Below are 25,231 nucleotides of genomic sequence, written 5' to 3' on the forward strand. Positions count from 1 at the left end.
TGGACTTGACGGCAGGAACCGGACGGCGCAAGATGCTCCGTGCGGGAGGGCATTTCGCCGGAGACTTTTGAAGTTCTTGCGACCCAACGCCGGAGGCGTTGTGCGAGTGTCCCTCCCGACCACGTCCGATCGGGCCAGCGAGTAAATCGCTGGCCCGATCGCTTTTCCGGTGCCAGTCTCGCCCGCATGAGCATCACGATCGCGTCCTTCGACGGCACCGACCCGGCCGCGGTCGACGAGGCGTACCGGATCGGCGCGGCGGCGGGCGACGTCGACGTGCCGGACCTCCCGCCGTTCTGCCGGCGTCGCTTCGACGCGCTGTTCCACACCCCGATGCCCGGCACCGAGTCGCTCTGGGCGCTGGCCCGCCTGGACGGCGTACCGGCCGGCTACCTCCAGGTGGACCTGCCCTTCCTCGACAACACCGAGAACGCCACAGCCGATCTGACGGTGCATCCGGAGCTGCGGCGCCGGGGCGTCGGCCGGGCCCTGCACGAGTACGGGGTTCGCCTGCTGCGCGAGCGCGGACGTAAGCGGGTCGTCGCGATGGCCGTCTCCGCGCTGCCCGACGGGCCGGCCCGAAGCGTCGCGGGCGACGCGTTCGCCGCCACCACGGGTGCCCGGCCCGCGCTCGCCGAGGTGCGTCGGCGTCTCGCGGTCGCCGACATCGACCGGATCGCGTTGCGGGCGGCGCTCGCCGAGGCCACGCCGCGGGCCGAGGGCTACCGGTCGGTCTGCTGGCAGGGCTCCACCCCGCAGGAGTACGTCGCGGACATCGCCTACCTCGACGGCCGGTTGCTGACGGACGCGCCAATGGGCGACGTGCAGTGGGAGCCGGAGCAGGTGGACGCCGAACGCATCAGGGGAAACGAACTGTCGCTTGACGCCCGTGGCCGGCGGCGCTACCACCTCGGGATGCGGCACGAGGAGTCCGGGCGGCTTGTCGCGTGGACCGTGCTCGACGTCGGTGCCAACGCCGACTGGCACGCCTACCAGCAGATCACCATCGTCGACCCCGCCCACCGCGGGCATCGGCTCGGCCTCATCGCCAAGGCGGAGAACCTGCACCACCTGCTCACCCACGAGCGGGCGGTACGCGTCATCGACACCTTCAACGCCGCGAGCAACAGTTACATGGTGGCGATCAACGAGCAGCTCGGCTTCCGCCCGGTGGACGCCTGGACCGACTGGCAGCTGACCCTCTGACGGAGATCGGTGCTACTGCTCGCGGTGCGTCCTCAGGCATGATGGCGGGCATGACGGAGACCCCGCATCCCCTGTACGACAGGCACGCCGACACCCTCAACCGTGCGCTGACCGCGATCACGGAGCGGGGCTACTGGTCCGCCTATCCCGAATCCCCAAGCCCCCGGGTGTACGGCGAGAACGCCGCCGCCGACGGCAAGGCCGCCTTCGAGGCGTACCTCGGTGGTGACTTCCCCCTCGACCAGCCGGGCGCGGGTGAGCGGGTCGCCACCGAGGCCAGCCCGTTCGGGGTGGAGCTGGCGGTGCGCTACCCGCACGCCGGCGTCGACGAGCTGATCCGCGCCGCGTCCGCCGCGCTGCCCGCGTGGCGTGACGCCGGCCCGCAGGCCAGGGTGGGTGTCTGCCTGGAGATCCTCGACCGGCTGCACAAGCACATCTTCGAGCTGGCCAACGCGGTGCAGTTCACCAGCGGGCAGGCGTTCGTGATGGCCTTCCAGGCCGGCGGCGCGCACGCGCTGGACCGGGCGTTGGAGTCGCTGGCGTACGCGTACGCCGAGATGACCAGGCACCCGGGGACGGCCGGCTGGGAGAAGGCCGCCGGCAAGGGCGACCCGCTGCGGATGACCAAGACGTTCCACGTGGTGCCGCGCGGGGTGGCGGTGGTGATCGGCTGCAACACCTTCCCGACCTGGAACTCGTACCCCGGGCTGTTCGCCTCGCTGGTCACCGGCAACCCGGTGATCGTCAAGCCGCACCCGCGCGCGGTGCTGCCGCTGGCCATCACCGTGAAGTACGCCCGGGAGGTGCTCGCCGAGGCCGGGTTCGACCCGAACCTGATCCTGCTGGCGGCCGAGGCGCCAGGTGAGAAGCTCGCCAGCGACCTCGCCCTGCACCGCTCCGTCAAGATCGTCGACTTCACGGGCTCCACCGAGTACGGCGACTGGCTGGAGACGCACGCCCGGCAGGCGTCGGTCTACACCGAGAAGGCAGGCCTGAACACCGTCGTCATCGACTCCACCGACGACTTCGCCGGCATGTGCCGCAACCTCGGCTTCACCCTGACCCTCTACAGCGGTCAGATGTGCACCACCTCGCAGAACATCCTCATCCCCGCCGGTGGCATCGAAACCGACCAGGGGCACAAGAGCTTCGACGAGGTGGCCGGCGGGATCGCCGCTGCGGTAGGCAAGCTGACCGCTGACCCCGCCCGGGGCGTCGAGCTGACCGGCGCCATCGTCAACGACGGGGTGCTGGAACGGCTCTCCGACGTGACAAAGGTGGGCGAGCCGGTGCTGGAGTCGCGCGCCGTGGCCCACCCGTCGTACGCCGACGCGGTGGTGCGTACCCCGACGATCGTGAAGTTGACCGCCGACGACGCGGAGACGTACGGCCGGGAGTGGTTCGGGCCGATCTCCTTCGCCATCGCCACCGACTCCACAGCCCACAGCCTGGAGCTGCTGCGCCGGACCGTCGGCGAGAAGGGCGCGCTCACCGCGGGGGTCTACTCCACCGACGAGTCGGTGCTGGACGCGACCGAGGCGATCGCCGTCGAGGTCGGGGTGCACCTGTCCTGCAACCTGACCGGCGGGGTGTTCGTGAACCAGTCGGCGGCGTTCTCCGACTTCCACGGCAGCGGCGCCAACGCGGCGGCCAACTCGGCGTTGACCGATGGCGCCTACGTGGCCAACCGCTTCCGGATCGTCCAGTCTCGGCGGCACGTGTAGGTGCGGTTGGGGTTTCCGGGGCAGCCCGACCCGCTCCGGGCGGTCAGGCTTGATCCCTGCGCGGCTCGGGCTGCCCCGGAAACCCCTCTTGGAGACGGTGGCGCCGGCTGCATCACCAGGGTTCCGCCGTGGGACGGGTCCTAGGCGGGGCGGCGCATCTGTAATTCGGTCAGGGCGGGGATCGTGGGGTGGGGGACGCGTACGCCGGTGTCCTCGAAGCCCAGCCGCTGGTAGGCGCGGTAGGCGCGCTTGTTGCCGACCACCACCTCCAGCAGCAGCTCCGGTCGACCGCACGCCCTCGACCAGGCGGCCACCTCGTCGACCAGCTCACCGAGCAGGCCGCTGCCGCGCCACGCCGGCGTGACGTAGACCGCGTAGATGACTGTCAGCCCGGCCTCGCGGGGCGCCGCCGTTCCTCCGGCGTGCCCGACGAACCGGCCACCCGGATCCGCCACGAACTGCGCCGTCTCCGCGCCCCGCGAGGTGTACGCGACCCGGGCCGCGTACTCGGCGTGCGGGCGGGCGGCCGCGTCGGCGATCGTCTCCAGGAAGGCCAGCGGCGCGTCGGCGAGCATCTCCAGGCGCAGCGCCCGCATCCGGGCGGCGTCCTGCGGCCGGACCCGGCGGATCTGCGCCTGCCGCAGGGCGTGCGAGCCCGTGTCGGTGGTCATGCCGCATGCCTATCACAGGGCCGGAATCGGTTTTCGGCGACAACCACGGACATGGATGCTCTGCCCGGAAAACCAGGGCTCGTCGACGCCGTCGGAGCGCCCTGGACCATGCCCGATTTGTGGTCGTGCGCGGCCGTCACTCCTCGTGTAGCGTGCGATTTCGGTCACCCGTTTCAGCGGCCGTCATCGATCGCCGAGCGGTGGTCCACAGGCGCCCGGTCACGCCGCGCGCCGGGGCAGGTAACGCCGCGCAGAGTGAGGAAGTGCACCGTGGCACAGGGCACCGTGAAATGGTTCAACGCCGAGAAGGGCTACGGCTTCATCGCCGTCGACGGCGGTCAGGACGTGTTCGTCCACTTCTCCGCGATCGAGATGGACGGCTACAAGGCGTTGGACGACGGTCAGCGGGTGGAGTTCGAGATCGCCCAGGGCCAGAAGGGCCCACAGGCCGAGCACGTACGCGTCGTCTGATTTCCCGCGCGTCGCGGGCTGCGGTGCGGGCACGTAGCCGGGAAGATCGTGAACCGTTCCAGCCGATGCTGAGGAGGGTTCATGACCGACCAGCCGCCCCCGACCACCCCGCCTCCCGGGCCGGGGGAGCCGGGCCCGTCCGACCCGGGCGCAACCGGCGGCCAGGCCGGCCCGCCGCCGGGCTGGGACCCCGCGCAGGGCGGCTGGGGTACGCCCGCAGCGCCCGCCCAGTGGGTGTTCCCGCCCACCGGCGGCTTCCCGCCGGGCGCCGGCCCCTACCCGGGGCAGTCCTGGTATCCGGGGTCGCCCGTCGGGTGGTACCCGGCGGGTCACGGGTTCGACCCGAACGACGCCCTGGTCACCCCGCCCGGCGCCGGTCTCGGCGGCTGGTCCGCCAGGTGTGGGGCGGCGCTGCGTCGGGGGTGGCGGCTGCTGGTGCCCATCATGCTGCTCACCCAGGTGGCGCCTGCCGCCGTACTCTCGGTGCTCTCCCTCGGTGTGGACCCGTCGGCGCGCTGGGAGGCGCAGGCTGAGTCACCGTCCAGCCTGCCGGAGACGTTCGTCACGGACCTGGTGACCCTCCTGGCCGTGCTGATCGGCGGCAGTCTGCTGATCGGGCTGGTGCAGGCCATCGGGTGGGCCGCCGGGACCTGGGTGATCACCCGCCAGGCGGCGGGGGAGTCCGCCGAGCTGGGGCCGGCGCTGCGGTACGGCGCACGGCGCGCGCTCGGGCTCTGGGGCTGGACGCTGTTGATCAGTCTGCTGATCGGGGTGGGGTTCTGCTTCTGCGTGCTGCCGGGCATCTACCTGGCGTTCGCGTTGAGCATGGCCGGCCCGGTCTACCTGTTCGAGCGGCAGAACCCGATCGGCAGGTCGTTCCGGATGTTCCACGACCGGCTCGGTCTGCTGCTCGGCCGGGTGGCGCTCGTCGTCGCGGTGGTGATCGTGGCCACGGTGGTCCCGTCGGTGCTGGAGTCGATCCTGTCCGTCCCGCTGGGTACGGACCCGCTCTCGTCGCCCGGCACCGCTGTCGGCATCGTCGCGGTCCTCGCGGTCTCGGCCGTGCTGGCCCTGCCGGCGCACCTCGCCCAGTTGATCGGTCTGCTGGTCACGTACGCCGAGCAGCGGGCGCATGAGGCGCCGGTGAACAGCACCGGACTGGCTGCGGAACTCGGCTGAGCCGCACCATCGTGCTTGCACTCGGCAGGGGAGAGTGCTAAACAAGTCATTGGCACTCGCATACCGTGAGTGCCAATGGTCGGGACGGTGGGGCCAGGTTGCACCGGCGTGGAGACGCCGGGGCGGCATGGCCGGTCGTCGCGGGCTATCCGGCCCGGCCGAAGGACGTCGTCGTCGCCAGGTGGCGACGTCCCAAGGTGCGTACACCAGGCGGCCCATCCGGGGCACACATCTCGGGTGGCCCGTGAGTGTCCAGGAGGACAACGCCGTATGGCCAAGATGATCGCGTTCGACGAAGAGGCGCGCCGCGGCCTCGAGCGGGGCATGAACCAGCTCGCTGACGCCGTAAAGGTGACCCTCGGCCCCAAGGGCCGCAACGTCGTGCTCGAGAAGAAGTGGGGTGCCCCCACCATCACCAACGATGGTGTGAGCATCGCCAAGGAGATCGAGCTCGAGGACCCGTACGAGAAGATCGGCGCCGAGCTGGTCAAGGAGGTCGCGAAGAAGACCGACGACGTTGCCGGTGACGGCACGACGACGGCGACCGTCCTGGCCCAGGCCCTGGTTCGCGAGGGCCTGCGCAACGTGGCCGCCGGCGCCAACCCGATGGCCCTGAAGCGGGGCATCGAGGCCGCGGTCGCGAGCGTCTCGGAGGAGCTGTCCAAGCTCGCCAAGGACGTCGAGACCAAGGAGCAGATCGCCTCCACCGCCTCCATCTCCGCTGGTGACACCAGCGTCGGCGAGATCATCGCCGAGGCGATGGACAAGGTCGGCAAGGAAGGCGTCATCACCGTCGAGGAGAGCAACACCTTCGGGCTGGAGCTGGAGCTCACCGAGGGTATGCGCTTCGACAAGGGCTACATCTCGGCCTACTTCATGACCGACCCGGAGCGCATGGAGGCCGTCTTCGACGACCCCTACCTCCTGATCGTCAACAGCAAGATCTCGTCGGTCAAGGACCTGCTCCCGATCCTGGAGAAGGTCATGCAGTCGGGCAAGCCGCTGCTGATCATCGCCGAGGACATCGAGGGCGAGGCCCTGGCCACCCTGGTCGTCAACAAGGTCCGGGGCACCTTCAAGTCCGTCGCCGTCAAGGCGCCGGGCTTCGGTGACCGCCGCAAGGCCATGCTCGCCGACATCGCCATCCTCACCGGTGGCCAGGTCATCAGCGAGGAGGTCGGCCTCAAGCTGGACGCCGTCGGCGTCGACATGCTGGGCCGCGCCCGCAAGGTCGTGGTGACCAAGGACGAGACCACCATCGTCGACGGTGCCGGCGACGCCGACCAGATCCAGGGTCGGGTCAACCAGATCCGGGCCGAGATCGACAAGAGCGACTCCGACTACGACCGCGAGAAGCTGCAGGAGCGGCTGGCCAAGCTGGCCGGCGGCGTTGCGGTCATCAAGGTCGGCGCGGCCACCGAGGTCGAGCTCAAGGAGCGCAAGCACCGCATCGAGGACGCCGTTCGCAACGCGAAGGCCGCCGTCGAGGAGGGCATCGTCCCGGGTGGTGGCGTCGCGCTGGTGCAGGCCGGCAAGACCGCCTTCGACAAGCTGGACCTGGTCGGCGACGAGGCCACCGGTGCCAACATCGTCAAGGTCGCGCTGGACGCCCCGCTGCGGCAGATCGCCGTCAACGCCGGCCTCGAGGGCGGCGTCGTGGTGGAGAAGGTCCGTAACCTCGAAGCGGGTCACGGCCTCAACGCCGCCAACGGCGAGTACGTCGACCTGCTGGCCGCGGGCATCATCGACCCGGCCAAGGTGACGCGTTCGGCGCTGCAGAACGCGTCGTCGATCGCCGCGCTGTTCCTCACCACCGAGGCCGTCGTCGCGGACAAGCCGGAGAAGACCCCGGCTGCCCCGGCTGGCCCGGGTGGCGGGGACATGGACTTCTGAGTCCAGTTCCGACACACCGAACGGGGCGGGCCGCTGACGCGGTCCGCCCCGTTCGTCGTCAGGTGGGCAGCGGGCGCTGGTTACGCCTCTTCTGTGCCCTGTCGTACGGCGGAAGCAGTTGGATCGGGGCGTCCACCATCTCCTGCGGCTCCTCGACCGCCGGCTCGGCGTCGGTGGTCATCTCGGCCAGTTGTTCGGCGTCGCCGTAGTCGAGCCTGTCGAACGGCAGTTGGCCTGGCAGTTCGCCTACCGGTTTCCAGGTGATCGGCGGGCCGTCCTCGGTCTGGTCGTCATCCGTGGTCATGGCTGCCTCCTCTACCGAAACGGTAGGGGGCGGTCGATGGGCGATGCGGGCGAATGAATCTATGTCCCATTTGCCCACTTATGCCACTGGTAGGGTCCGCCGGTACAGAAAGAAGACCCGCTCGATCCGCGCGCCCGCGCTGCCCGAGTAGAACGGCACCGGCCCCACCCAGCCGATCTGCGCGCGGTCCAGGCCCTGCGCCCGCTGGTCGCGCAGACAGCGACGCAGCAGCACCCCGCCGATCCCGGAACCCTCGGCGGCCGGAGCGGTGCCCATCGGCCCGAACCAGCTCGGCCGCGACGACCCGTACGCGGCGAAACCGAGCAGCTCGCCGTCCTTCTCCGCCAGGTGACACCCGGCCCCCGTACGGCCCACCGAACCGGCCACCTCGCCGTCCCACGCCCCACCGAAGGTGGCCCGGGCGAACGCGGTCAACGCCGGCAGGTCCGCCGGTTCCGCCCGCCGTACCGTGATGCCCCGCTCGGCCAGCCGCCGCTCCGCCGCCTCCGTGGACCGCAGTGCCGGCGACTCGTCGTACGACAGGTCGGCTGTCATGTTCCAGGCCGTCCGGTCCTGCCGGTAGCCCGACGCGAGGGCGGCGCAGACCGCAGGCGTGTACCGCACGTCGATACCCGGCCACGCGTAGTACGGCGGGTTCCCGGCGAGCAGCACCTCGGTCACCCCGCGCTCGGCGAGCACCGCTTCGGCCCGCGCCAGCAGCGCCCGCCCCACTCCCCGGCGCCGCTGGTCCGGCAGCACCGCGACCAGGTCCACGTGCCCGACTCCCGGATCGGTCGGCGACACCGAGCAGAGCAGCACACCGACCAGATCGGCCCCCCGCTGGACGCCAAGTGCGACCACCGGTCGGTCGGCGCCGGCGCGGGGCCAGAGCACGTCGACGATGGGGGCCGCCTCGGTGGCGTCCTCGGGCAGGTCGAGAGCCAGCTCGCAGAGCCGCACCACGGCGGGGCTCAGGTCGGGGGTCAGCTCGGTGACGGTGATCTCGGCGTCCATGGTCGCGACCCTAGATCACCCCTGGGCGGCGCGGACGGCGGCGAGAGCGTCGACCTCCCCGGCGCCCGTGACGTTCGCCGGGCCGCCGCAGGCGTCCGCCTGGTTACGCGAGCGGTACGTCGGCACGGCCGGCGTCGCGGTGTCCCGCAGGATCTGCCGCGTACGCGCCAGGTCGCCGACGAGCGCCGGATTCGCCGACCACATCAGCGCCACCACGCCGGCCACCTGGGGAGACGCCATCGACGTTCCGTCCAGGACGCCGTACCCGCCGCCCGGCATCGCCGACACCACCTCCACGCCCGGTGCCAGCACGTCCGGCTTGACCACACCGCCGGCCACCGGCCCACGCGAGGAGAACTCCGCCACCCGCCGTTGCGCGTCCACAGCGCCGACGGTCAGCACGTCCGGGTACTGCGCCGGCGGGTCCTCGATCGACCCGCACCACGGACCGGTGTTGCCGGCGGCGGCGACCACGAAGATCCCTGCGGCGTCCAGTGCGGCGGTGGCCGGTCGCAGGACCCTCTGGTCACAGCCCTCGACCGGCGGGCAGCCCCACGAGTTCGTCAGCACCTGCGGGGCGCGGTCCGGTCGCCCGTCGGTGAAGGGGTCACCGCCGGCCGGGAAGGGCGCCAGCATGAACTGCAGACAGTCCAGGTAGTGCCCGGGGCTGCCCAGGTTGCGGTCCAGGTTGACGCAGCCCACCCACTGCGCGTCCGGCGCCACACCGATGCCGTCCCGCCCGACCGCGCTGCCCACCGTGTGGGTGCCGTGCCCACCCTTGTCGGTCGGGGACCGGGTGCCGTTCCACGGGTCGTACCAGGAGTCGTCGCCGCCGCGGAACCCGGCCCGCAGCGCCGGGTGGGCGCCGTCCACGCCGGAGTCCGAGCTACCCACGACGACGCCCCTGCCGGTCACCCCGAGCTGCGACCACACCCGGTCGGCACCGAGCTGGCGGATGTTCCACTCCGGACCGGTGGGCGCGGGCGCGGTGCCCCGGGTCTGCCCGGCCGGCGCGGGCAGGGGCCGCAGACGCTGGCTGACCAGCACCCGGTCCACTTCCGGCCGGCGCGCGAGCCACGCCCGCGCCAATGGACCGCCGTCCACCTCCACCGCGTTGACCAGGTAGTACGACACCGGATCGAGCCCCAGCCGGCGCAGGTCGCGGCGCAGGTCGCTCTGGCTGCGTTCGGCCGTGTCCACCAGCCGCCGGTAGACCTCGGTGGCCCTGGCGTCCCGACCCGCCCGGCCCGGTACGCCGGCCGGCAGACCGGTCAGGTCGGCCTGTTCGCGCAGCACCACCAGCAGCCGCTCGCCGTGCAGGCCGGGCTGCCCCGGCCCGACGTCCACCAGGGCGAACGTCACAAGCAGCACCAGGGCGGTGATCGCGGCCACCCGCCGGCTCGGGGTACGGGCCGACTGCCGTGCCAGCCACACCGCGTACCCGATGGCGACGACTGCCGCGACGGCGAGCCCGGCACCGGCGGCGGCCGCCACCCAGAACGGCACGTCGCGGGTGCCCACCAGCAGCAGGCTGATCTCCTCCGGGTCGGTGAACGCCAGCGGTCCGAGTACGCCGAGCCCCACCAGCCAGCCGGTCGCCGTCCGCCCGGCCCGCGCCGCGCCCGCCGGGTCGGCGGTGGATCGCCAGGTAGCGGCCCAGAGGGCGGCCAGCGTGAAACCCGCGGGCGGCAGGGTCAGCAGCGCGGGTAGCTGGGTGCCGGACTGGCCGGTACCGGCCGCGAGCAGCAGCAGCGCCACCCCGGCGACCAGGCCGCCGACAAGCACCAGGCGGGCCGGCCGGGGTGGCCTGCCTACCGCGAAGCGGGACCAGAAGGTCGCGTCGAGCAGTGTCGCGGCGAGTCTGCCGATCGCGGCGGCGGCCAGCAGCGCCAGCACGGTCTCCAGCAGGCCGCCGAGCGCGCCCAGCCAGGCCCAGGGCAGCAGCAGCGCCAGGCCGGCGGCGACGGCGAGCAGCGGCACCGCACCGGGCCGGCGGAACCGTCCTCCGGCCGGCGCGGGTCCGCCGTCGGCGTCCGCCGCGCCGGCGTGCGATGCGGGGCCGTCCAGCGCTGGGCCGTCGGGTGCGGGGCCGTCCGGCGCCGGGCTGTCGGGCGTAGCGGCGTCGCCGGTGACGGCCGGGCGGCGCGCCCACCGGGTCGCGGCGAGCGCGCCGAGCGCCGCCACGGCGGCCAGCGCGGCGAGGTACGCCTCGTGGTGCACAAGCGGCACGATCCGCAGCAGGGTGAACACCCCGAGCGCGAGAACGGCGGCCAGCCACACCCGTCCGGTGGCCCGCACCGGGGCCGACCGGGGCAGCACGGCCAGCAGCAGCGCGGGCGTGCCCACCAGGACGACTGCGGCGAGGCCCAGCACCGGCCAGAGCCAGCCGGCCCGGTCCCGTCCGAAGCCCAGCAGCACCTGGTCGGTGACCCAGCCACCGGTCTGGGTGCCAACGGTGACCACGACGGTCCAGCCGCCCACCAGCGCGGCCGCGACCACCGGCCACGGGCTGGCCGGGCGCGGAGGCGGCCGGTACGGCAGCGGTTGACCAGCGGGTGACGGAGAGCCGGCCTGCATGACTCGCACAGTACGGGGCGGACGGCGCATGTCGGCGCGCTGCCCACGGCGGATACGGTGGACGGGTGCGAGATCCCAACATCTCCCGATCCGTCGCCGGGCAGCTCTCGCCGGTGCGCCGTGCCGCTGACCTGCGTCGACTGCGCGCCGAGCGCTTCGACGTGCTGGTCATCGGCGGCGGGGTGACAGGTGCCGGCGCCGCAGTGGACGCGGCGTCCCGGGGGCTGAAGGTGGCCCTGGTGGAGGCGCGTGACCTGGCGGCCGGCACGTCGAGCCGTTCCAGCAAGCTCATCCACGGCGGCCTGCGCTACCTGGAGCAGTTGGAGTTCCACCTGGTCCACGAGGCGCTCACCGAACGCGGCCTGCTGGCCACCCGGCTCGCGCCGCACCTGGTCCGCCCGGTGCCGTTCCTGGTGCCGCTGCCCGCCGGTCGGGGCGTGCGGGATCTGCCCGCCCGGCTCTTGCGCCGCTCCTACTACGGCGCCGGTGTGGCCGCCTACGACGCCTTCGCCGGGGTCCTCGGCGGGGGCCGGGGAATGCCACTGCACCGGCACCTGACCCGTGAGGGTGCCCGGCGGATCTTCCCGAGCCTGCGGGCCGACGCGCTTGCCGGCGCGATCCGCTACTACGACGGTCAGGTCGACGACGCCCGGCTGGTGGTCACCCTGGCCCGTACGGCGGCCAGCCTCGGCGCCACTGTGGTGAGCAGTGCCCGCGCCGTCGGGTTGATCCGCCAGGCGCGGGAGGTGACGGGCGTCCGGGTCCGCGACCTGGAGGCGCCGGCCGGCTCACCGGACGCCGAGTTCGAGGTGCAGGCCCGTACCGTCATCGCCGCCACGGGTGTGTGGAGCGACGACATGTCGCGGATGCTCAACGACGTGGGCCTGCGGCCCGGCATCCGGGTACGCGCGTCCAAGGGCGTGCACCTGGTGGTTCCCCGCTCGGCGATCACCGGCGAGACCGGGCTGATCCTGCGTACGGCCAGTTCGGTGCTCTTCGTCATTCCCTGGGGCGGGCACTGGATCATCGGTACGACGGACACCGACTGGCGGCTGGACCGGTCCCACCCGTCCGCCTCGGCCCGCGACATCGACTACCTGTTGCAGCAGGTCAACACGGTGCTGGAGCGGCCGTTGACCACGGCCGACATCGAGGGCGTCTACGCCGGGCTGCGGCCCCTGCTGGCCGGCGAGGCGGACTCCACCTCGAAGCTGTCGCGCGAGCACGCCGTCTTCGAGCCGATGCTCGGGTTGCTGCTGGTCGCCGGCGGCAAGTACACGACGTACCGGGTGATGGCCTCGGACGTGGTCGACCGGGCCGCCCGCCGGCTGGGTGGCGCCCGGCCGTCGCGTACCGCCGACCTGCCGTTGCTGGGTGCCGACGGGTACCCGGCCATGTGGCGGGACCGGGCCGATCTGGCCCGTCGGCACGGCGTGCCGGTGGGTGTGGTGGAGCACCTGCTGGAGCGGTACGGCACCCTGACGCTGGACCTGCTGGCGCTGATCGACGCGGATCCGCTGCTCGCCTCCCCGTTGGCCGGTGCGCCCGAGTACCTGGCGGCGGAGGTCGCGTACGCGGCGCGGGCCGAGGGCGCGTTGCATCTGGAGGATGTGCTGACCCGGCGTACCCGGATCTCCTTCGAGACCTCCCACCGGGGCCTGGAGTCGGCCGAGCACGCCGCCGAGCTGATGGGTGCGGTGCTCGGCTGGGACGCGGGCACCCGGGTCCGCGAGGTGGAGCACTACCGCGCCCGGGTGGAGGCCGAGCGGCAGTCCCAGTTGATGCCTGACGACGCGACGGCGGACGCGGCCCGTCTCGGTGCTCCGGATGTCAGGGGTTACGCGGCCGACCGTGGCGGCGACGACGATCAGGCGACCTTGCCGTCATCGGCGCGATGACCGAATCGTGACGTTACCGAAGGGTAACCATCGATAGCGGCCCGGATGGTGGTTTCGCACGCTACCTACGGTGGGGTAGGTTTCCGCGCGTGCTGTACCGCGCGCGCCCCCGTCTGCTCGGGCCCCTTCTCGCTGCGGCTCTCGCCATGGCCCTGACCGGCTGCTCGCTGTTCGAACGGGACGCCGGTGCGACACCGCAGGCGGCGCCCCCGGTGGGCTCTGCGGCCGGCGGACCGCTGCCCGAGATCCCCACCACCGTCGCGGCGGGGCAGGTCAGCCTGCTCCAGCGGCTCGGCACCGACGGCCCGCTGCGCACCCTGAGCGTCGAGCGCAACGGCGCGTGGCAGTGCCTGGACTGCGCGGGCGACGGGGTCAACTCCCGTGGCACGCTCGCGCCCGAGCAGACCGAACGGCTCCAGGTGCTGCTCGCCGACCCGAGGCTGGCCGAGGAGACCGACCAGGTCCGGCGGTACCGGGCGACCTGCATCGACGCGCTGACCTCCAGCCTGCTCACGTCGGCAGGGCTGATCACCTCACAGGACTGCCCTGGCGAGGAACGACCTGTCGTCGCCGGGGAGATCCTGCTGCTGCTCACCCAGGCGACCCCGGCCGAGGTCATCGGCTGAGCCGCCGGGGTCAGAGCACCTTGCCGGGGTTGAGCAGGCCGGTCGGGTCGAGCGCCGACTTGATCGCCTGGTGCACCCGGACGCCCACCGGCCCGATCTCCCGGGCCAGCCAGTCCCGCTTGAGCAGCCCCACCCCGTGCTCGCCGGTGCAGGTGCCGCCCAGGTCCAGGCCGAGCCGCATGATCTCGTCGAACGCCCGCCGACCCCGCTCCACGCTCGCCGGGTCGGCCCGGTCCACCACGATGTTCGGGTGCATGTTGCCGTCCCCGGCATGCCCCACCACGCCGATCGGCACCTCGCACTCCGCCGCGATCCGGGACACCCCGTCGAGCAGGGCGGCGAGCGAACCACGAGGCACCGCCACGTCGTCGATCACCAGACCGCCGTTGCCCCCCGGGTAGGCGTCGGCGGCGAACTTCTCCATCGCCGGGTGCGCCAGCCGCCGGGCCTGCAACAACGCCGCCGCCTCCACCGCGTCGGTGGCCGCGTACACCTCGTCGGCGCCGGCCGCCTCGCACACCTCGGCCAGCCCGGCCAGGTCGTCCGCCGCCCGGGTGCCGGTGTCCGCGGCGGCCAGCAGCAGGGCCTGCGCGTCCGTCCGCAACCCCATCGGCTGGTACGCCTCGATCGCCCGCAGGTGGGTCTGGTCCAGCAGTTCCAGCAGGCTGGGCGTCAGCCCCCGGGCGGCGATCGCGGCCACCGCCGCGCCGGCGGCGGCCGTGGACGGAAAGACCGCCACCATGGTCAGCGACTCGGCCGGGGCGGGCCGCAGCGCCACTGTCACCTCGGTGATCACCCCGAGGGTGCCCTCCGAGCCGACGAAGAGCCGGGTCAGGTCGTAGCCGGCCACGCCCTTGGCGGTACGCCGGCCGGTGCGCAGCACCTCACCGGAGGCGAGCACGACCTCCAGGCCGAGCACGTACTCGGTGGTCACTCCGTACTTGACGCAGCACATGCCGCCGGCGTTCGTGGACACGTTGCCGCCGATCGTGGACGACTCCCATGAGCCGGGGTCCGGCGGATACCACAGCCCCTGCTTGGCCACCGCCCCCGCCAGGGTCGCGTTGACCACCCCGGGCTGGACCACGGCGATGCGGCTCACCGGGTCGATCTCGCGGATCTCGTCCATCGCGACGGTGCTGAGGACCACCGCGCCGTCCACCGCGTTCGCCGCTCCGGCGAGGCCGGTCCGCGCGCCCTGCGGCACCACCGGTACGCCGTGTCGAGCCGCCGCCCGGACGACCGCGACCACCTGCTCGGTGGTGCGGGGGCGGGTCACCACCAGCGGTGTGCCGGCGGCGCAGAGGTCCGCCTCGTCCCGCTTGTGCATCAGCAGCAGGTCCGGGTCGGTGAGGACGGCGTTCTCGCCGAGCGCGGCGCGCAGGTCGTCGAGGAGTCCGGTGGGGGCCATGCAGCCGAGGCTAGGTCCCCGGCCGCCGATCATCAACGTGATCCACTGCGCGGGATAGCGTGGATGCCATGCTCTACCTGGACCGGCCTGCCTGGCCGTGGCGCGGTCGGCTCTGGTCACACCTGATCAGCGACGTCTCGTACGCCAAGCTGCACGCCTTCGCCGAGGCGTTGGGCGCGCCCCGGCGCGGCTTCGACAGGGACCACTACGACATTCCCGCCGATCGGTTCGCGGCGGCGGTATGGCTCGGTGCCCGGGTGGTGCCGAGCCGGGAGCTGGTCCGGTTGCTCCGCGACGCCGGTCTGCGCCGCCCGAAGCACCTGGTCAGCCCGCCCGCGCCGGTGGGTCGGTGAGCGCGGCCAGCTCGCGGCGCAGGTTGTCCCGGGCCGGGCGTTCCCAGCGGGCGGCCAGCGGCGGCAGCCGGAACAGCGCGGGCAGTTCCAGCAGACCGGTCAGCACCGCCGCCCGTCCGGCGCGGAAGGCCGGCTCCGGTACGTGCGCGTACTCCCGCCGGATGGCCGCCGCGTAGCTGTCGTACGCCTCAGGCGGCGTGGCCAGCACGGCGAGGTCCGCGTCGCAGAGCAGCGCGCCGTCGCGGTCCTGCGGTGTCACCGCGTGCCCGGCGGTGAGCAGCACCAGGCGGTGTACCTCGGCCACGGCGGACGCGGGCACCCCGAGCCCGGTGAGCACGCCTGTGGCCAGCGCGGCGCTGTCCCGTTCGTTGGCGTCGCCGGAGGCCCGCGGGTCGTAGACCGCGTCGTGGTACCAGGCGGCGAGCCGCACCAGGTCGACCCGACCGGCCAGGTCGGCGTGCCGGTCCACCACGTCCAGGACGGCGACCAGGTGGGTGAGCGTGTGGTGGTGCCGTTGCGGCTCCCGCCAGCGGTCGAGCAGGTGCTCACCGGCCCGCGTCACCGCCGGCCCGGGCCGCGCGCCGGCACCCTGGGCCGCCACCCGCCACCGGTCCAGCAGATCAGCCACCGCCCGATTCTGTCGCATCCGCCCGCGACGCGCAGGACCTGAGGATTCAGCGGGCCCGCCACGGGTAGTCGCGCCCATGGCCGTGGCCCGGGACAAGCGACCACCGATGGTGCGGCGTACCGCGCTGCGCGATGGGCTGGTGGACATCGACGGCGCCCGGATCGCCGAGGCCACCGAGGAGCTGCGTCACCGCAGCCGGGCCACCCTGCACGACCGCCTGCACCGGGTGCGGATGGCAGGTGGACTGGCCGTGCAGGCCGGGCTCGCGGCCGGCCTTGCGTACTTCGTCTCGCACCGGCTGCTCGGCAACCCGCAGCCGGTCTTCGCGCCGATCTCGGCGGTCGGCACCCTCGCCGCGTCGGTCGGCCAGCGGTTCCGCCGCACCGTGGAGTTGATCGCCGGGGTGGGCGTCGGGGTGTTCGTCGGTGACCTGCTGATCTACTTCCTCGGCACCGGCGCGTGGCAGCTCGGCCTGGTGGTCACCGTGGCGATCCTGCTCACGATCTTCGCCGGGGCGAGCGTCGCCATCGTCATCCAGGCGGCCGCCACGGCGGTGCTTATCGTGACGCTGAGCCCGTCGACCCAGAACCTGGAGATCCCCCGCTTCGTCGACGCGTTCCTCGGCGGTGGGATCGCCCTGCTGGTGACGGCGGTACTGCTGCCGCTGAACCCGCTACGGGTGATCAACCGGGCTGCCCGGCCGGCGCTGGACCTGCTCGCCGTCCAGCTCGACGCCACCGCGGACGGGCTGCGCAACCGGGACCGGGCGGCCGTCCAGCGGGCACTGGACCGGCTGCGCGACAACAAGGAGGAACTGGCCACCCTGGCCGAGGCCATCGAGGGGGCGAAGGAGACCGCCACGCTGTCCCCGGCCCGCTGGCACCGCCGCGACGAGCTGACCCACTACGCGGAGGCGGCCGACCCCATCGACCGGGCGATGCGCAACAGCGGCACGCTGATCCGCAGATCGGTCACCCTGATCGAGGACGACGAGCCGATGCCCGACCCGATGGCGGACGGGATCGGTCACCTCGCCGAGTCGGTGCGGCTGCTCAAGCACGAGTTCGCCGCGGGCGAGACGCCGGAGAAGGCCCGGGAGCGGTCCCTGCGCGCCGTGAGCGAGGCCGGCCGGGCGTACGGCGCGGGGGTCGGTTTCTCCGGCAGTGTGGTCATCGCCCAGATCCGCACCACGGCCAGTGACCTGCTGGTGGCCTCCGGAATCGACCAGGAGGAGGCGAACCGGTGGATCCGCAACGCCTTCGGCGAGCAGGAACGGCCCATCGGTGAACCGGCCGAGCCGGGCGGCGCACCGAAACCGCCGACCGCCCCGCCCGTCGGCTGAGCGGGCCGCGCGCCTCACCCCAGCTCGGCGAGCGCCGCGAGGAGCCGGTCCACCTGGTCGACGGTGCTGCCCAGGCCGATGCTGGCGCGCAGCGCGGTGGCCGGCAGGTCCCGTCGACCGCTGCGCCCGGCCGCCTCGGCGAGCAGCCGCCGGGCCAGCGGGTGGGCACAGAACAACCCGTCGCGTACGCCGATCCGGTGCTGGACGGCCAACCGGGCCGCCACCTCGGCGGAGTCCCACCCGGCGACCACGAACGAGACGATCCCGACCCGGGAAGCGTCCGGGCCGAAGGTGCGCAGCTCCACCACGTGCGGCAGGGCGGCGACCCCGGTGCGCAGCCGAGCCAGCAGCGCCTGCTCACGGGCCGCGAGCGCGGACCGGTCCGCCCCGGCGAGCGCCGTACACACCGCGGCCAGCGCCACCGCGCCGAGCAGGTTCGGGGTGCCGCCCTCATGCCGCGCCGGGCCGGTCGCCCAGGTCACGTCGTGGGTGGCCGGGCCGACCCGGCTGGTGGCGCCACCACCGGCCAGGTACGGCGGGGCGGCGTCCAGCCAGTCGGCCCGGCCGATCAGCACACCCGCGCCGAACGGGGCGTACAGCTTGTGGCCCGACACGGCCAGGTAGTCCACGTCGAGCGCGAGCCTGTCGACCGGTTCGTGCGGGGCGAGCTGCGCGGCGTCGAGTGCGATCCGGGCCCCGTGCCGGTGGGCCACCCGGGCCAGCTCCGCGACCGGCCACCGTTCCCCGGTCACGTTGCTGGCCCCGGTGACCGAGACCAGCACCGGCAGTGCCGGACTGCTGTCCCGGCGCAGCTCGGCCAGGGCGGCGGCGAGGGCGCGTACCGCCCCGGCGGGGTCGGCGGGCACCGGCAGTCGTACCGAGCCGCGCGGCCAGGGCAGCAGGTTCGCGTGGTGCTCGCCGGCGAACGTGACGACAGTGGTGCCGGCGGGCAACGCCCGGCCCAGCAGGTTGAGCGCGTCTGTGGTGTTCCTGGTGAAGATCACATGGTCGTCGGCGCGGGCTCCGAAGAAGTCGCCGACCGTCTGCCGAGCCTGCTCGTAGGCCAGCGTGCAGCGCCGCGACAGCGCTCCCGCGCCCCGGTGCACACTCGCGTACCAGGGCAGCAGCTCGGTGACCGCGTCGGCCGCGGCCCGCGCGCACGGCGCGCTTGCCGCGTAGTCCAGGTTGATCTCGCCGGGGACGCCGAGCACGTCGAGCGGAGCGGGCGCCGCCGTGGGCAGGGCGGGCAGCGAGGGTACGAGAGTGACGGACACGCCGGAACCTCCGGGGTCAGGGACCCCGGGTGCGGCATCGGGACGGGGTCCGCGCTTGCCCAGCACACCGATCGGGCTGGGCCCGGTCATCACCCGGGGCACCCCACCGCGAACTCGACGAGGGTTGCCGGCCAGCAAGCCGGGGCTTGACGCTGGCGCTCGTGACCTGCCCGCAGCATAGCGGCTGCCGATGCGACCGGACCAGCCGGCGGCGGATGGCTACGCTGACCGCATGGCCGACACCCCGCCCGGTTCACCCCTGCCGTCGACGCCGCCCGCGCCCGCGGCTCCGCCCGCTGGCGAGGCACCCCGGATGCCACTGCGCCGGCTCGGCTGGCGGCGGTTCCTGGTGCTGGCCGGGGTGGTGCTGGTGATCGCCGCGTGCGCGGTGTTCATGGTCTTCACGCTCGGCCAGTCACTCGGCGCGCGGGCCCTGCTGGTCGGGGTGGTCGCCGCCATCCTGCCGGTGCCGGTGCTGGTCGCCTGCTTCCTCTGGCTGGACCGGTACGAGCCGGAACCCCTCAAATACCTGATCTTCTGCTTCGCCTGGGGTGCGTTCGTCTCCACGGCCGCCTCGCTCACCGTGAACGAGTTCGCCGCCGGCCGCTTCGCCGACTGGGGCCTGCCGGCCGCGCTCACCGGAGTGCTCGTGGCACCGTTCATCGAGGAGCTGACCAAGGCGCTCGGCCCGATCCTGCTGCTGGTGTTCCGCCGCCGGGAGTGGTCCGGGATCACCGACGGACTGGTCTACTGCGGGCTCTCCGCGGTCGGCTTCGCCATGGTGGAGAACATCCTCTACCTGGGCGGGTACGGCTACGCGGCAGGCGCCGACCGCTACGGTCCCGCGACCGGCACCCAGCAGGTGATCGCCATCTTCATCGTGCGGATCCTGCTGTTCGGGTTCGCCCACCCGCTTTTCACCTCGATGACCGGTGTGGGGCTGGGTGTCGCGGCCCGGACGGCGGACCGGCGGGTCCGCGTGCTGGCGCCGGTCGCCGGTCTGCTGCTGGCGATGATGCTGCACGGCACCTGGAACCTGCTGCCCACTCTCACGCAGGCCACCGGCGAGGCGATCATCATGCTGTACGGCTTCCTGGGCCTCATGGTGCCTGTCTTCTTCGGCATGGTGGGGCTGGCGGTGTGGCTGCGCGCCTGGGAGGGGCGGCTCACCGAGCGGACGCTGCCGGACTACGTACGCGCCGGCTGGCTGACCCCGCCCGAGGTGGCCGCGCTGAGCAGTCTCGGGCGTCGGCACGCGGCCCGCAGTTGGGCCCGTCGGGTCGGCGGGGACGCCGGCCTGCGGGCGATGCGTGGGTACCAGTTCGCGGCGACCCGGCTGGCGCTGCTGCGCGACGGGACACTGCGTGGCCTGGACCGCAAGCCCGCCGACCAGGAACGGTCGGCCCGGGAGGAGCGGGAGTTGCTGGAGGCGATCGGGGCGTACCGGTCGTTCTTCGTGGGTCGGGACCCGCAGGCTCCGGTGGGGGTCTGGGACGGCAGCCGCTACCACCTGCGTTTCCCGGACGGCACGCAGCGCCCGGTGGACGCGCCGGACGAGCCTGTGGTGCCGATCCCCGTGGTGCTGGCTCCCGCGCCGCCCACGCCCCCGGTCAGGTACGCGCCTCCCGGCTGGCCCGGCATGCGGCAGGCCGCGCCGTGGACGCCCGGCCAGCACTGACAGCGGGCGGTCAGGTCATCAGGGTGGTGAGGAAGTCACCGAGGCCCTGGGCCATCGCGACAAGCGCGGCGCCGATCGCCTTGAACATCTGCGCGGCCCCGTCCGGCCGGAACGCCATGAAGTAGATCAGGAACGCGACGCCGCCCCAGGTCAGCAGCTTCTTCACGAATACCGGCATCGTCCCTCCCCAGGGCCACGGTCGCCGGATGGCTTCCCGTCGTGCCGCGCGGCAAACGGTGCGCGGCGGGGAGGAGGAGCGTCAGAGGTACAGGCCTGTGGAGTCGTTCTCGATCCGCTCGGCGGCCACGGCGTGCACGTCCCGCTCGCGCAGCAGCACGTAGCCACGGCCATGCAACTCGACCTCGGAGCGGTCGTCCGGGTCGAAGAGCACCCGGTCGCCGGAGACGATGGCGCGGACGTTCGGCCCCACCCCGACGGCGGTGGCCCACGCGAGCCGTTTGCCCACGGCGGCGGTCGCCGGGATGACGATGCCCGCGGTGGAGCGGCGCTCGCCCTCGCCGCCCTCCATCCGTACCAGCACACGGTCGTGCAGGAGGCGGATCGGCAGGCCGGCGTCGAGATCCTGGTCGGCGGTCACGACGCAGACGCTACCGTGTCGCCGTCGGCCGGCCTCCGGTGGTTACGCCGGGAGGCCGGGGGGCAATGTGTGGCGGAACTGCCCTACGGTGTCGGGAACGGACGTATGCTGTCCGACCTGTCGCCGTGGGCGGACCGTTCTTCTGCCAGGAGGTGCGCTTGAGCCGCTTCGAGCGGGTACGCGGGCGGCTCCGCCGCGCCTACCAGTCGAGCCGGGAGCCGGTCCCCGCCGACCAGGATGCTCCGGAGCCGGCCCGGGTGGCCTCGCCGTCCGTGCCGGGGCCGAGCGCGCCGCCGAGCGCCACTGTCGTCGGCGCGGAACCCCAGGTGGACCTGCACACCTCCACGTCCAGCCGGGACGACGCCGACGTGCCGCACGGGCTGCGGATCGCCGCCGCCTGGTGCTGGCGGTTGATCGTGATCGGGGTGGTCGCCTGGGCCCTGCTGCGGATCGTCGGCACGATCAAGATCGTGATCATCCCGCTGGCTGTCGCGCTGCTGCTCTCGGCGCTGCTCGCGCCGGCCGTCGGCTGGCTGCTGCGGGCCCGGCTGCCCCGGTCGCTGGCGACGGCGGTGGTGCTTGTGGGCGGCCTGGCGGCGGTGATCGGCACGCTGACGCTTGTGGTGAACGAGTTCATCCGGGGCGTGCCGGAGCTGAGCGAGAAGTCCTCCGAGGGTGTCCGGCAGATCCAGAACTGGCTGAAGACCGGCCCGCTGCACCTCTCCGACACTCAGCTCGACCGGTACATCGACGAGGCGCAGGCCTGGATCAACGACAACACCTCGAAGTTCACGAGCGGCGCGCTGAGCACCGCCGCGACGCTCGCCGAGGTGCTGACCGGCACCATCCTGGTGCTCTTCGCGACGTTCTTCTTCCTGCGCGACGGCAACCGGATCTGGCGTTTCCTGGTGCGGCTGCTGCCGGTGGCCGCCAGGTGGAAGGTCGACGACGCGGGCCGCGCCTCCTGGCAGACGCTCGGCGCGTACGTCCGGGCGACAGTGCTCGTCGCCTTCATCGACGCGGTGGGCATCGGCATCTTCCTGGTCGTCTTCGACATCCCGTTCGCGTTCCCGCTGGCCGCGCTCGTCTTCCTCGGTGCGTTCATCCCGATCGTCGGCGCGACGCTCTCCGGCGGCGTGGCGGTGCTGGTGGCGCTTGTCGACAGCGGCCCGGTCACCGCGCTGATCATCCTGGGTGCGGTGATCGGTGTGCAGCAGGTCGAGGGGCACGTGCTCCAGCCGCTGATCATGGGTCGGGCGGTGGCTCTGCACCCGCTCGCGGTGATCATCGGGATCGCCGCCGGTGTGGTGCTCGCCGGCATCACCGGCGCGCTGGTCTCCGTCCCCCTGATCGCCGTGCTGAACACGGCGGTGCGGCGGCTGGCCGCGCGGACCGTGCCGGACACCCCGCCCGACGCCGTGGTGGTCGCCGCCCAGGCCCCCTAGGGACCGGCGCCGCGCCGTACCCCGGTCAAGATCGTGCTCGATCCTCGAAGTAGTGGCGTCCTCCCCGGGAGGAGGCCACTACTTCGTTGTTGGTGCGCGATCTCGACCGTCGGGGCGCTTGTCGCGCGGGCACACGCGCGTCAGGTCGTCGCGAGGCGTTGCAGGGCGCCGCGGGCCACCTCGGGACGGGTCGTGTACCAGAACGGCGGCAACGAGCGACGCAGGAACGGCCCGTAACCGCGGGCGGTCTCCAAGCGCGAGTCGAGCACGGCGACCACGCCCCGGTCGCCGGTCGCCCGGATCAACCGGCCCACGCCCTGGGCCAGCCGCACCGCCGCGATCGGCACGCTCACCGCCGCGAAACCCGAGCCGCCGCCCGCGTCCACGGCCGCCGCCCGCGCCGCCGCGAGAGGCTCGTCCGGTCGCGGGAAGGGCAGCCGGTCGATGACCACGAGCTGGCAGGCGTCGCCCGGCACGTCCACCCCCTGCCAGAGCGACATCACGCCGAACAGGCAGCTGGACCGCTCCTCCCGGAACCGGCGTACCAGCAGCGGCAGCGCTTCCTCGCCCTGCAACAGCACAGGCAGGTCGGTCCGCGCGCGCAGCAGCTCCGCCGCCTGCTGCGCGGCCCGCCGCGAGGAGAACAACCCGAGGGTACGACCACCGAGAGCCTCGACCAGCCCGAGCAGTTCCTCCCCGGCCGCCTCGGGCAGGCCGGAGACGCTGGGCCGGGGCAGGTGCGCGGCGACGTACAGGATGCCCTGCCGCGCGTAGTCGAACGGCGAGCCCACGTCCAGCGACCGCCACCCCGGGCCCTCGGTCGCCGGGATGGTGGTGGGGTCGGCCAACCGGCGGCCCGGCGTCTCGGCGGCCGGGCGACCCGCCCCGGTGCGGGCGGCCAGCGAGGCGGCCGCCGGGGACGCCGGGACCGGCGGTGCGTCCAGCCCGAGGGCACGGGCCACCGTGTCGAAGCGCCCACCGAGCGCCAGGGTCGCCGAGGTGGCGACGACTGTGCGCTCGTCGTACAGGTGGGTGGCGAGGGTGCCGGCCACCGACAGCGGCGCGACCACGAGTGCCCGGCGGCTGCCGCTGTCGTTCTTCTCCACCCAGGCCACGTCGTGCTCGGCCTCCTCCAGCAACCGCTGTGCCGTCGTGGAGAGGTCGTCGAGCGCTGCCTTCGCCTGCTGCTTGCGGACCGGGTCCGGATCGTCGGACTTGATGTCGCCTATCGCGTCCAACGCGCTGCGGGTGGCCGCGTCGAGCAGTGTGCACGCCTCCCGCAGCGGCGCCGGCAGGCCGGCGGTGAGCCGCCCGGCCGGCGCCTCGGCCAGCCCGACCGCGAGGGCGTCGCCGGCGGCGGTGAGCGCCTCGGCGGTCTCCGGTCGCAGCAGCGGGCGGGCCCGCCGGGTCGACCTGTCGATCAACTCCGGCACCAGCTCCGCCTGCGCCGCCGAGGAGACCCGGTCGGCCAGCTCGTGCGCCTCGTCCACGATGAGCAGCTTGTGCGGCGGCACGATGTGCCGGTCCGCGAGCATGTCGACCGCGAGCAGGCTGTGGTTGGTCACCACGATGTCGGCCTCCCGGGCCCGGGCCCGGGACGCCTCGGCGAAGCACTCCTGCCCGAACGGGCAGCGGGTCGCGCCCACGCACTCCCGGGCCGGCATCGACACCAGCCGCCAGGCCTGGTCGTCGACGCCCGGGTCCAGTTCGTCCCGGTCGCCGGTGGCGGTCTTCTCGGCCCAGTCGCGTACCCGTTCGATCTGCTTGCCCAGCCGGCCCGCCTCGCCGAGCCACTTCGTGCCGCCGCCGGGGCGGGCGGCCGGAGCGTCGAAGAGCGTGTCCTCCGGCTCCTCCTCGGTGGAGTTGTCCAACCGGGCCAGGCAGAGGTAGTGGTGACGACCCTTGAGCACCGCGAAGGTGGGCCGGCGACCCAGCAGCGGCTCGACCGCGTCGGCCAGCCGGGGCAGGTCGTGGTCGACGAGCTGGGACTGCAACGCCAGGGTGGCGGTGGACACCACCACCGGGCCGTCCACGGTGAGCGCGGGCGCGAGGTAGGCCAGCGACTTGCCGGTGCCGGTGCCCGCCTGGACGAGCAGGTGCTCGCCGCTCGTCACGCACTCTTCGATCGCCGTGGTCATCTGCTGCTGGCCGGGGCGTGCCGCGCCACCGGGGACCGCGCCCACGGCCGCCGCCAGCAGCTCCGTGCCGCTGGGTCGGGCGCCCCGCCGCCGGCTCCCGGCACGGGCCGACGGGGAGGCGGAACCGGTGGCGGTGCGGGGCGGAGTCACCGTGCGACGGTACCCGCCGCCGCCGACACCGGCAGCGCCCATCCGCCCGCGTGGCGCGGACCCACCCGTACGCCCGATGGCCGTGCCGTCCCGTTACGACCGCGCTACGACGCGTGGGCAGTATCGGTTAGGGTGCGAATCATGCCGAGCGACGTGGTCCGAGTGATCTACCGCAAGTACGACGGCAGCGCCCACCGTGACTACCCGGCCCGCCGGCTCGCCGAGGACGACCTGGGCGTCTGGCTGGGCGTCCCGTTCGGCACCGAGTCGGTCTACCACGGCCGGCCCTCGGTGGAGAAGATTCCCTTCGTCCTCCTGGTGCCGCACCACGCGTGGTGGACGTGCATGTTCAACCCGCCACCGCGCACCAGCGAGGTCTACTGCGACATCGCCACCCCGGCCCGCTGGGAGTCCGACGAGACCGTCCACCTCATCGACCTCGACCTGGACGTGGTGCGCCGCCGCGCCACAGGTCTCGTGGAGCTGCTCGACGAGGACGAGTTCGCCGAGCACCGGGCCCGCTTCGGCTACCCCGAGGACGTGGTGGTGGAGGCCGAGGCGGCGGCCCGGTGGCTGTACGGCGCGTTGGGCGACGGCACCGAGCCGTTCGCCACCTCGTACCGCAAGTGGCTGGCGTTGGTGGTCTGAGCC

General features: G+C 73.2%; 22 protein-coding genes and 1 riboswitch. Of the genes, 12 read left to right on the forward strand and 10 right to left on the reverse strand.

The genetic code is table 11. From position 1 onward, the window contains the following. Positions 1-186: 186 nt before the first annotated feature. Positions 187-1,206, forward strand: coding sequence for a GNAT family N-acetyltransferase (locus AB0N27_RS22045; protein ID WP_364372810.1), 1,020 nt, complete (start codon positions 187-189; stop codon positions 1,204-1,206). A 50-nt stretch (positions 1,207-1,256) separates the two neighbouring features. After that, complete coding sequence (gene paaN, locus AB0N27_RS22050; RefSeq protein ID WP_364372813.1) at positions 1,257-2,930, forward strand: phenylacetic acid degradation protein PaaN; 1,674 nt, start codon at positions 1,257-1,259, stop codon at positions 2,928-2,930. Positions 2,931-3,070: 140 nt separating this feature from the next. Here the strand turns inward: paaN and AB0N27_RS22055 are convergent, their stop codons facing one another. Continuing rightward, the gene (locus AB0N27_RS22055) at positions 3,071-3,601 is read right to left on the reverse strand and encodes a GNAT family N-acetyltransferase (protein WP_364372816.1); all 531 of its coding nucleotides are present in this window, start codon (positions 3,599-3,601) and stop codon (positions 3,071-3,073) included. A 270-nt stretch (positions 3,602-3,871) separates the two neighbouring features. On the opposite strand from AB0N27_RS22055, the gene AB0N27_RS22060 reads away from it, so the two are divergent. From AB0N27_RS22060 to groL, 3 genes are all read left to right on the forward strand, one after another. Further along, positions 3,872-4,072, forward strand: coding sequence for a cold-shock protein (locus tag AB0N27_RS22060; RefSeq protein WP_091666677.1), 201 nt, complete (start codon positions 3,872-3,874; stop codon positions 4,070-4,072). Positions 4,073-4,153: 81 nt separating this feature from the next. Then, the gene (locus AB0N27_RS22065; RefSeq protein WP_364372820.1) at positions 4,154-5,251 is read left to right on the forward strand and encodes a hypothetical protein; all 1,098 of its coding nucleotides are present in this window, start codon (positions 4,154-4,156) and stop codon (positions 5,249-5,251) included. 270 nt (positions 5,252-5,521) lie between these two features. Next, positions 5,522-7,144 carry a chaperonin GroEL gene (gene groL / locus AB0N27_RS22070; protein WP_364372823.1) on the forward strand — a complete coding sequence of 541 codons (1,623 nt, stop codon included), beginning with the start codon at positions 5,522-5,524 and terminating at the stop codon, positions 7,142-7,144. 58 nt (positions 7,145-7,202) lie between these two features. Here groL and AB0N27_RS22075 read toward each other — a convergent pair whose 3' ends face one another. From AB0N27_RS22075 to AB0N27_RS22085, 3 genes are all read right to left on the reverse strand, one after another. Next, the gene (locus AB0N27_RS22075) at positions 7,203-7,448 is read right to left on the reverse strand and encodes a hypothetical protein (RefSeq protein ID WP_364372826.1); all 246 of its coding nucleotides are present in this window, start codon (positions 7,446-7,448) and stop codon (positions 7,203-7,205) included. Between the two features lie 78 nt (positions 7,449-7,526). Further along, positions 7,527-8,462 carry a GNAT family N-acetyltransferase gene (locus AB0N27_RS22080; RefSeq protein WP_364372829.1) on the reverse strand — a complete coding sequence of 312 codons (936 nt, stop codon included), beginning with the start codon at positions 8,460-8,462 and terminating at the stop codon, positions 7,527-7,529. A gap of 15 nt (positions 8,463-8,477) precedes the next feature. Further along, positions 8,478-11,039 (reverse strand): S8 family serine peptidase, encoded by a 2,562-nt coding sequence (locus AB0N27_RS22085; RefSeq protein WP_364372832.1) that lies wholly within the window; start codon positions 11,037-11,039, stop codon positions 8,478-8,480. An 80-nt stretch (positions 11,040-11,119) separates the two neighbouring features. Here AB0N27_RS22085 and AB0N27_RS22090 point away from each other — a divergent pair, with 80 nt between their 5' ends. Together AB0N27_RS22090 and AB0N27_RS22095 are read left to right on the forward strand one after the other, a co-directional pair. Next, positions 11,120-12,937 carry a glycerol-3-phosphate dehydrogenase/oxidase gene (locus tag AB0N27_RS22090; protein WP_364373375.1) on the forward strand — a complete coding sequence of 606 codons (1,818 nt, stop codon included), beginning with the start codon at positions 11,120-11,122 and terminating at the stop codon, positions 12,935-12,937. An 89-nt stretch (positions 12,938-13,026) separates the two neighbouring features. Beyond that, a complete protein-coding gene (locus AB0N27_RS22095; protein ID WP_364372835.1) occupies positions 13,027-13,563 on the forward strand; it encodes a hypothetical protein in 537 nt (178 codons plus the stop codon). 10 nt (positions 13,564-13,573) lie between these two features. Here AB0N27_RS22095 and AB0N27_RS22100 read toward each other — a convergent pair whose 3' ends face one another. Next, positions 13,574-14,974: an FAD-linked oxidase C-terminal domain-containing protein gene (locus AB0N27_RS22100; RefSeq protein ID WP_364372838.1), complete on the reverse strand. Its 1,401-nt coding sequence runs from the start codon at positions 14,972-14,974 to the stop codon at positions 13,574-13,576. A gap of 68 nt (positions 14,975-15,042) precedes the next feature. Here AB0N27_RS22100 and AB0N27_RS22105 point away from each other — a divergent pair, with 68 nt between their 5' ends. Next, positions 15,043-15,327 carry a DUF4031 domain-containing protein gene (locus AB0N27_RS22105; protein ID WP_364372841.1) on the forward strand — a complete coding sequence of 95 codons (285 nt, stop codon included), beginning with the start codon at positions 15,043-15,045 and terminating at the stop codon, positions 15,325-15,327. On the opposite strand, the gene AB0N27_RS22110 is transcribed toward AB0N27_RS22105, so the two are convergent. Then, positions 15,299-15,955, reverse strand: a complete 657-nt coding sequence (locus AB0N27_RS22110) for a metal-dependent phosphohydrolase (RefSeq protein WP_364372844.1) — start codon at positions 15,953-15,955, stop codon at positions 15,299-15,301. The two genes, AB0N27_RS22105 and AB0N27_RS22110, sit on opposite strands and share 29 nt — an antisense overlap. Positions 15,956-16,061: 106 nt before the next feature. Here AB0N27_RS22110 and AB0N27_RS22115 point away from each other — a divergent pair, with 106 nt between their 5' ends. Continuing rightward, entirely contained in the window at positions 16,062-17,297 is a 1,236-nt protein-coding gene (locus tag AB0N27_RS22115) for an FUSC family protein (RefSeq protein ID WP_364373378.1), read from the forward strand. 14 nt (positions 17,298-17,311) lie between these two features. Here AB0N27_RS22115 and AB0N27_RS22120 read toward each other — a convergent pair whose 3' ends face one another. Next, complete coding sequence (locus AB0N27_RS22120) at positions 17,312-18,571, reverse strand: aminotransferase class V-fold PLP-dependent enzyme (RefSeq protein ID WP_364372847.1); 1,260 nt, start codon at positions 18,569-18,571, stop codon at positions 17,312-17,314. 46 nt (positions 18,572-18,617) lie between these two features. Then, positions 18,618-18,738: riboswitch (SAM riboswitch) on the reverse strand. A gap of 23 nt (positions 18,739-18,761) precedes the next feature. On the opposite strand from AB0N27_RS22120, the gene AB0N27_RS22125 reads away from it, so the two are divergent. Further along, positions 18,762-20,249, forward strand: coding sequence for a PrsW family intramembrane metalloprotease (locus AB0N27_RS22125; protein WP_364372850.1), 1,488 nt, complete (start codon positions 18,762-18,764; stop codon positions 20,247-20,249). Positions 20,250-20,259: 10 nt separating this feature from the next. On the opposite strand, the gene AB0N27_RS22130 is transcribed toward AB0N27_RS22125, so the two are convergent. Together AB0N27_RS22130 and AB0N27_RS22135 are read right to left on the reverse strand one after the other, a co-directional pair. Next, positions 20,260-20,427 (reverse strand): hypothetical protein, encoded by a 168-nt coding sequence (locus AB0N27_RS22130; protein WP_354820115.1) that lies wholly within the window; start codon positions 20,425-20,427, stop codon positions 20,260-20,262. An 81-nt stretch (positions 20,428-20,508) separates the two neighbouring features. Then, positions 20,509-20,847: a co-chaperone GroES gene (locus AB0N27_RS22135; RefSeq protein WP_354820112.1), complete on the reverse strand. Its 339-nt coding sequence runs from the start codon at positions 20,845-20,847 to the stop codon at positions 20,509-20,511. Positions 20,848-21,005: 158 nt separating this feature from the next. Between AB0N27_RS22135 and AB0N27_RS22140 the strand changes: the two genes are divergently transcribed. After that, on the forward strand, positions 21,006-22,292 hold the full coding sequence (locus tag AB0N27_RS22140) for an AI-2E family transporter (RefSeq protein WP_364372855.1): 1,287 nt from the start codon (positions 21,006-21,008) through the stop codon (positions 22,290-22,292). Between the two features lie 140 nt (positions 22,293-22,432). Here the strand turns inward: AB0N27_RS22140 and AB0N27_RS22145 are convergent, their stop codons facing one another. Then, complete coding sequence (locus AB0N27_RS22145) at positions 22,433-24,622, reverse strand: ATP-dependent DNA helicase (protein WP_364372858.1); 2,190 nt, start codon at positions 24,620-24,622, stop codon at positions 22,433-22,435. A gap of 99 nt (positions 24,623-24,721) precedes the next feature. Here AB0N27_RS22145 and AB0N27_RS22150 point away from each other — a divergent pair, with 99 nt between their 5' ends. Continuing rightward, positions 24,722-25,228 (forward strand): DUF402 domain-containing protein, encoded by a 507-nt coding sequence (locus AB0N27_RS22150; RefSeq protein ID WP_364372861.1) that lies wholly within the window; start codon positions 24,722-24,724, stop codon positions 25,226-25,228. Positions 25,229-25,231 lie beyond the last annotated feature (3 nt).

This window comes from Micromonospora sp. NPDC093244 (assembly GCF_040683695.1).
Lineage (GTDB): Bacteria > Actinomycetota > Actinomycetes > Mycobacteriales > Micromonosporaceae > Micromonospora.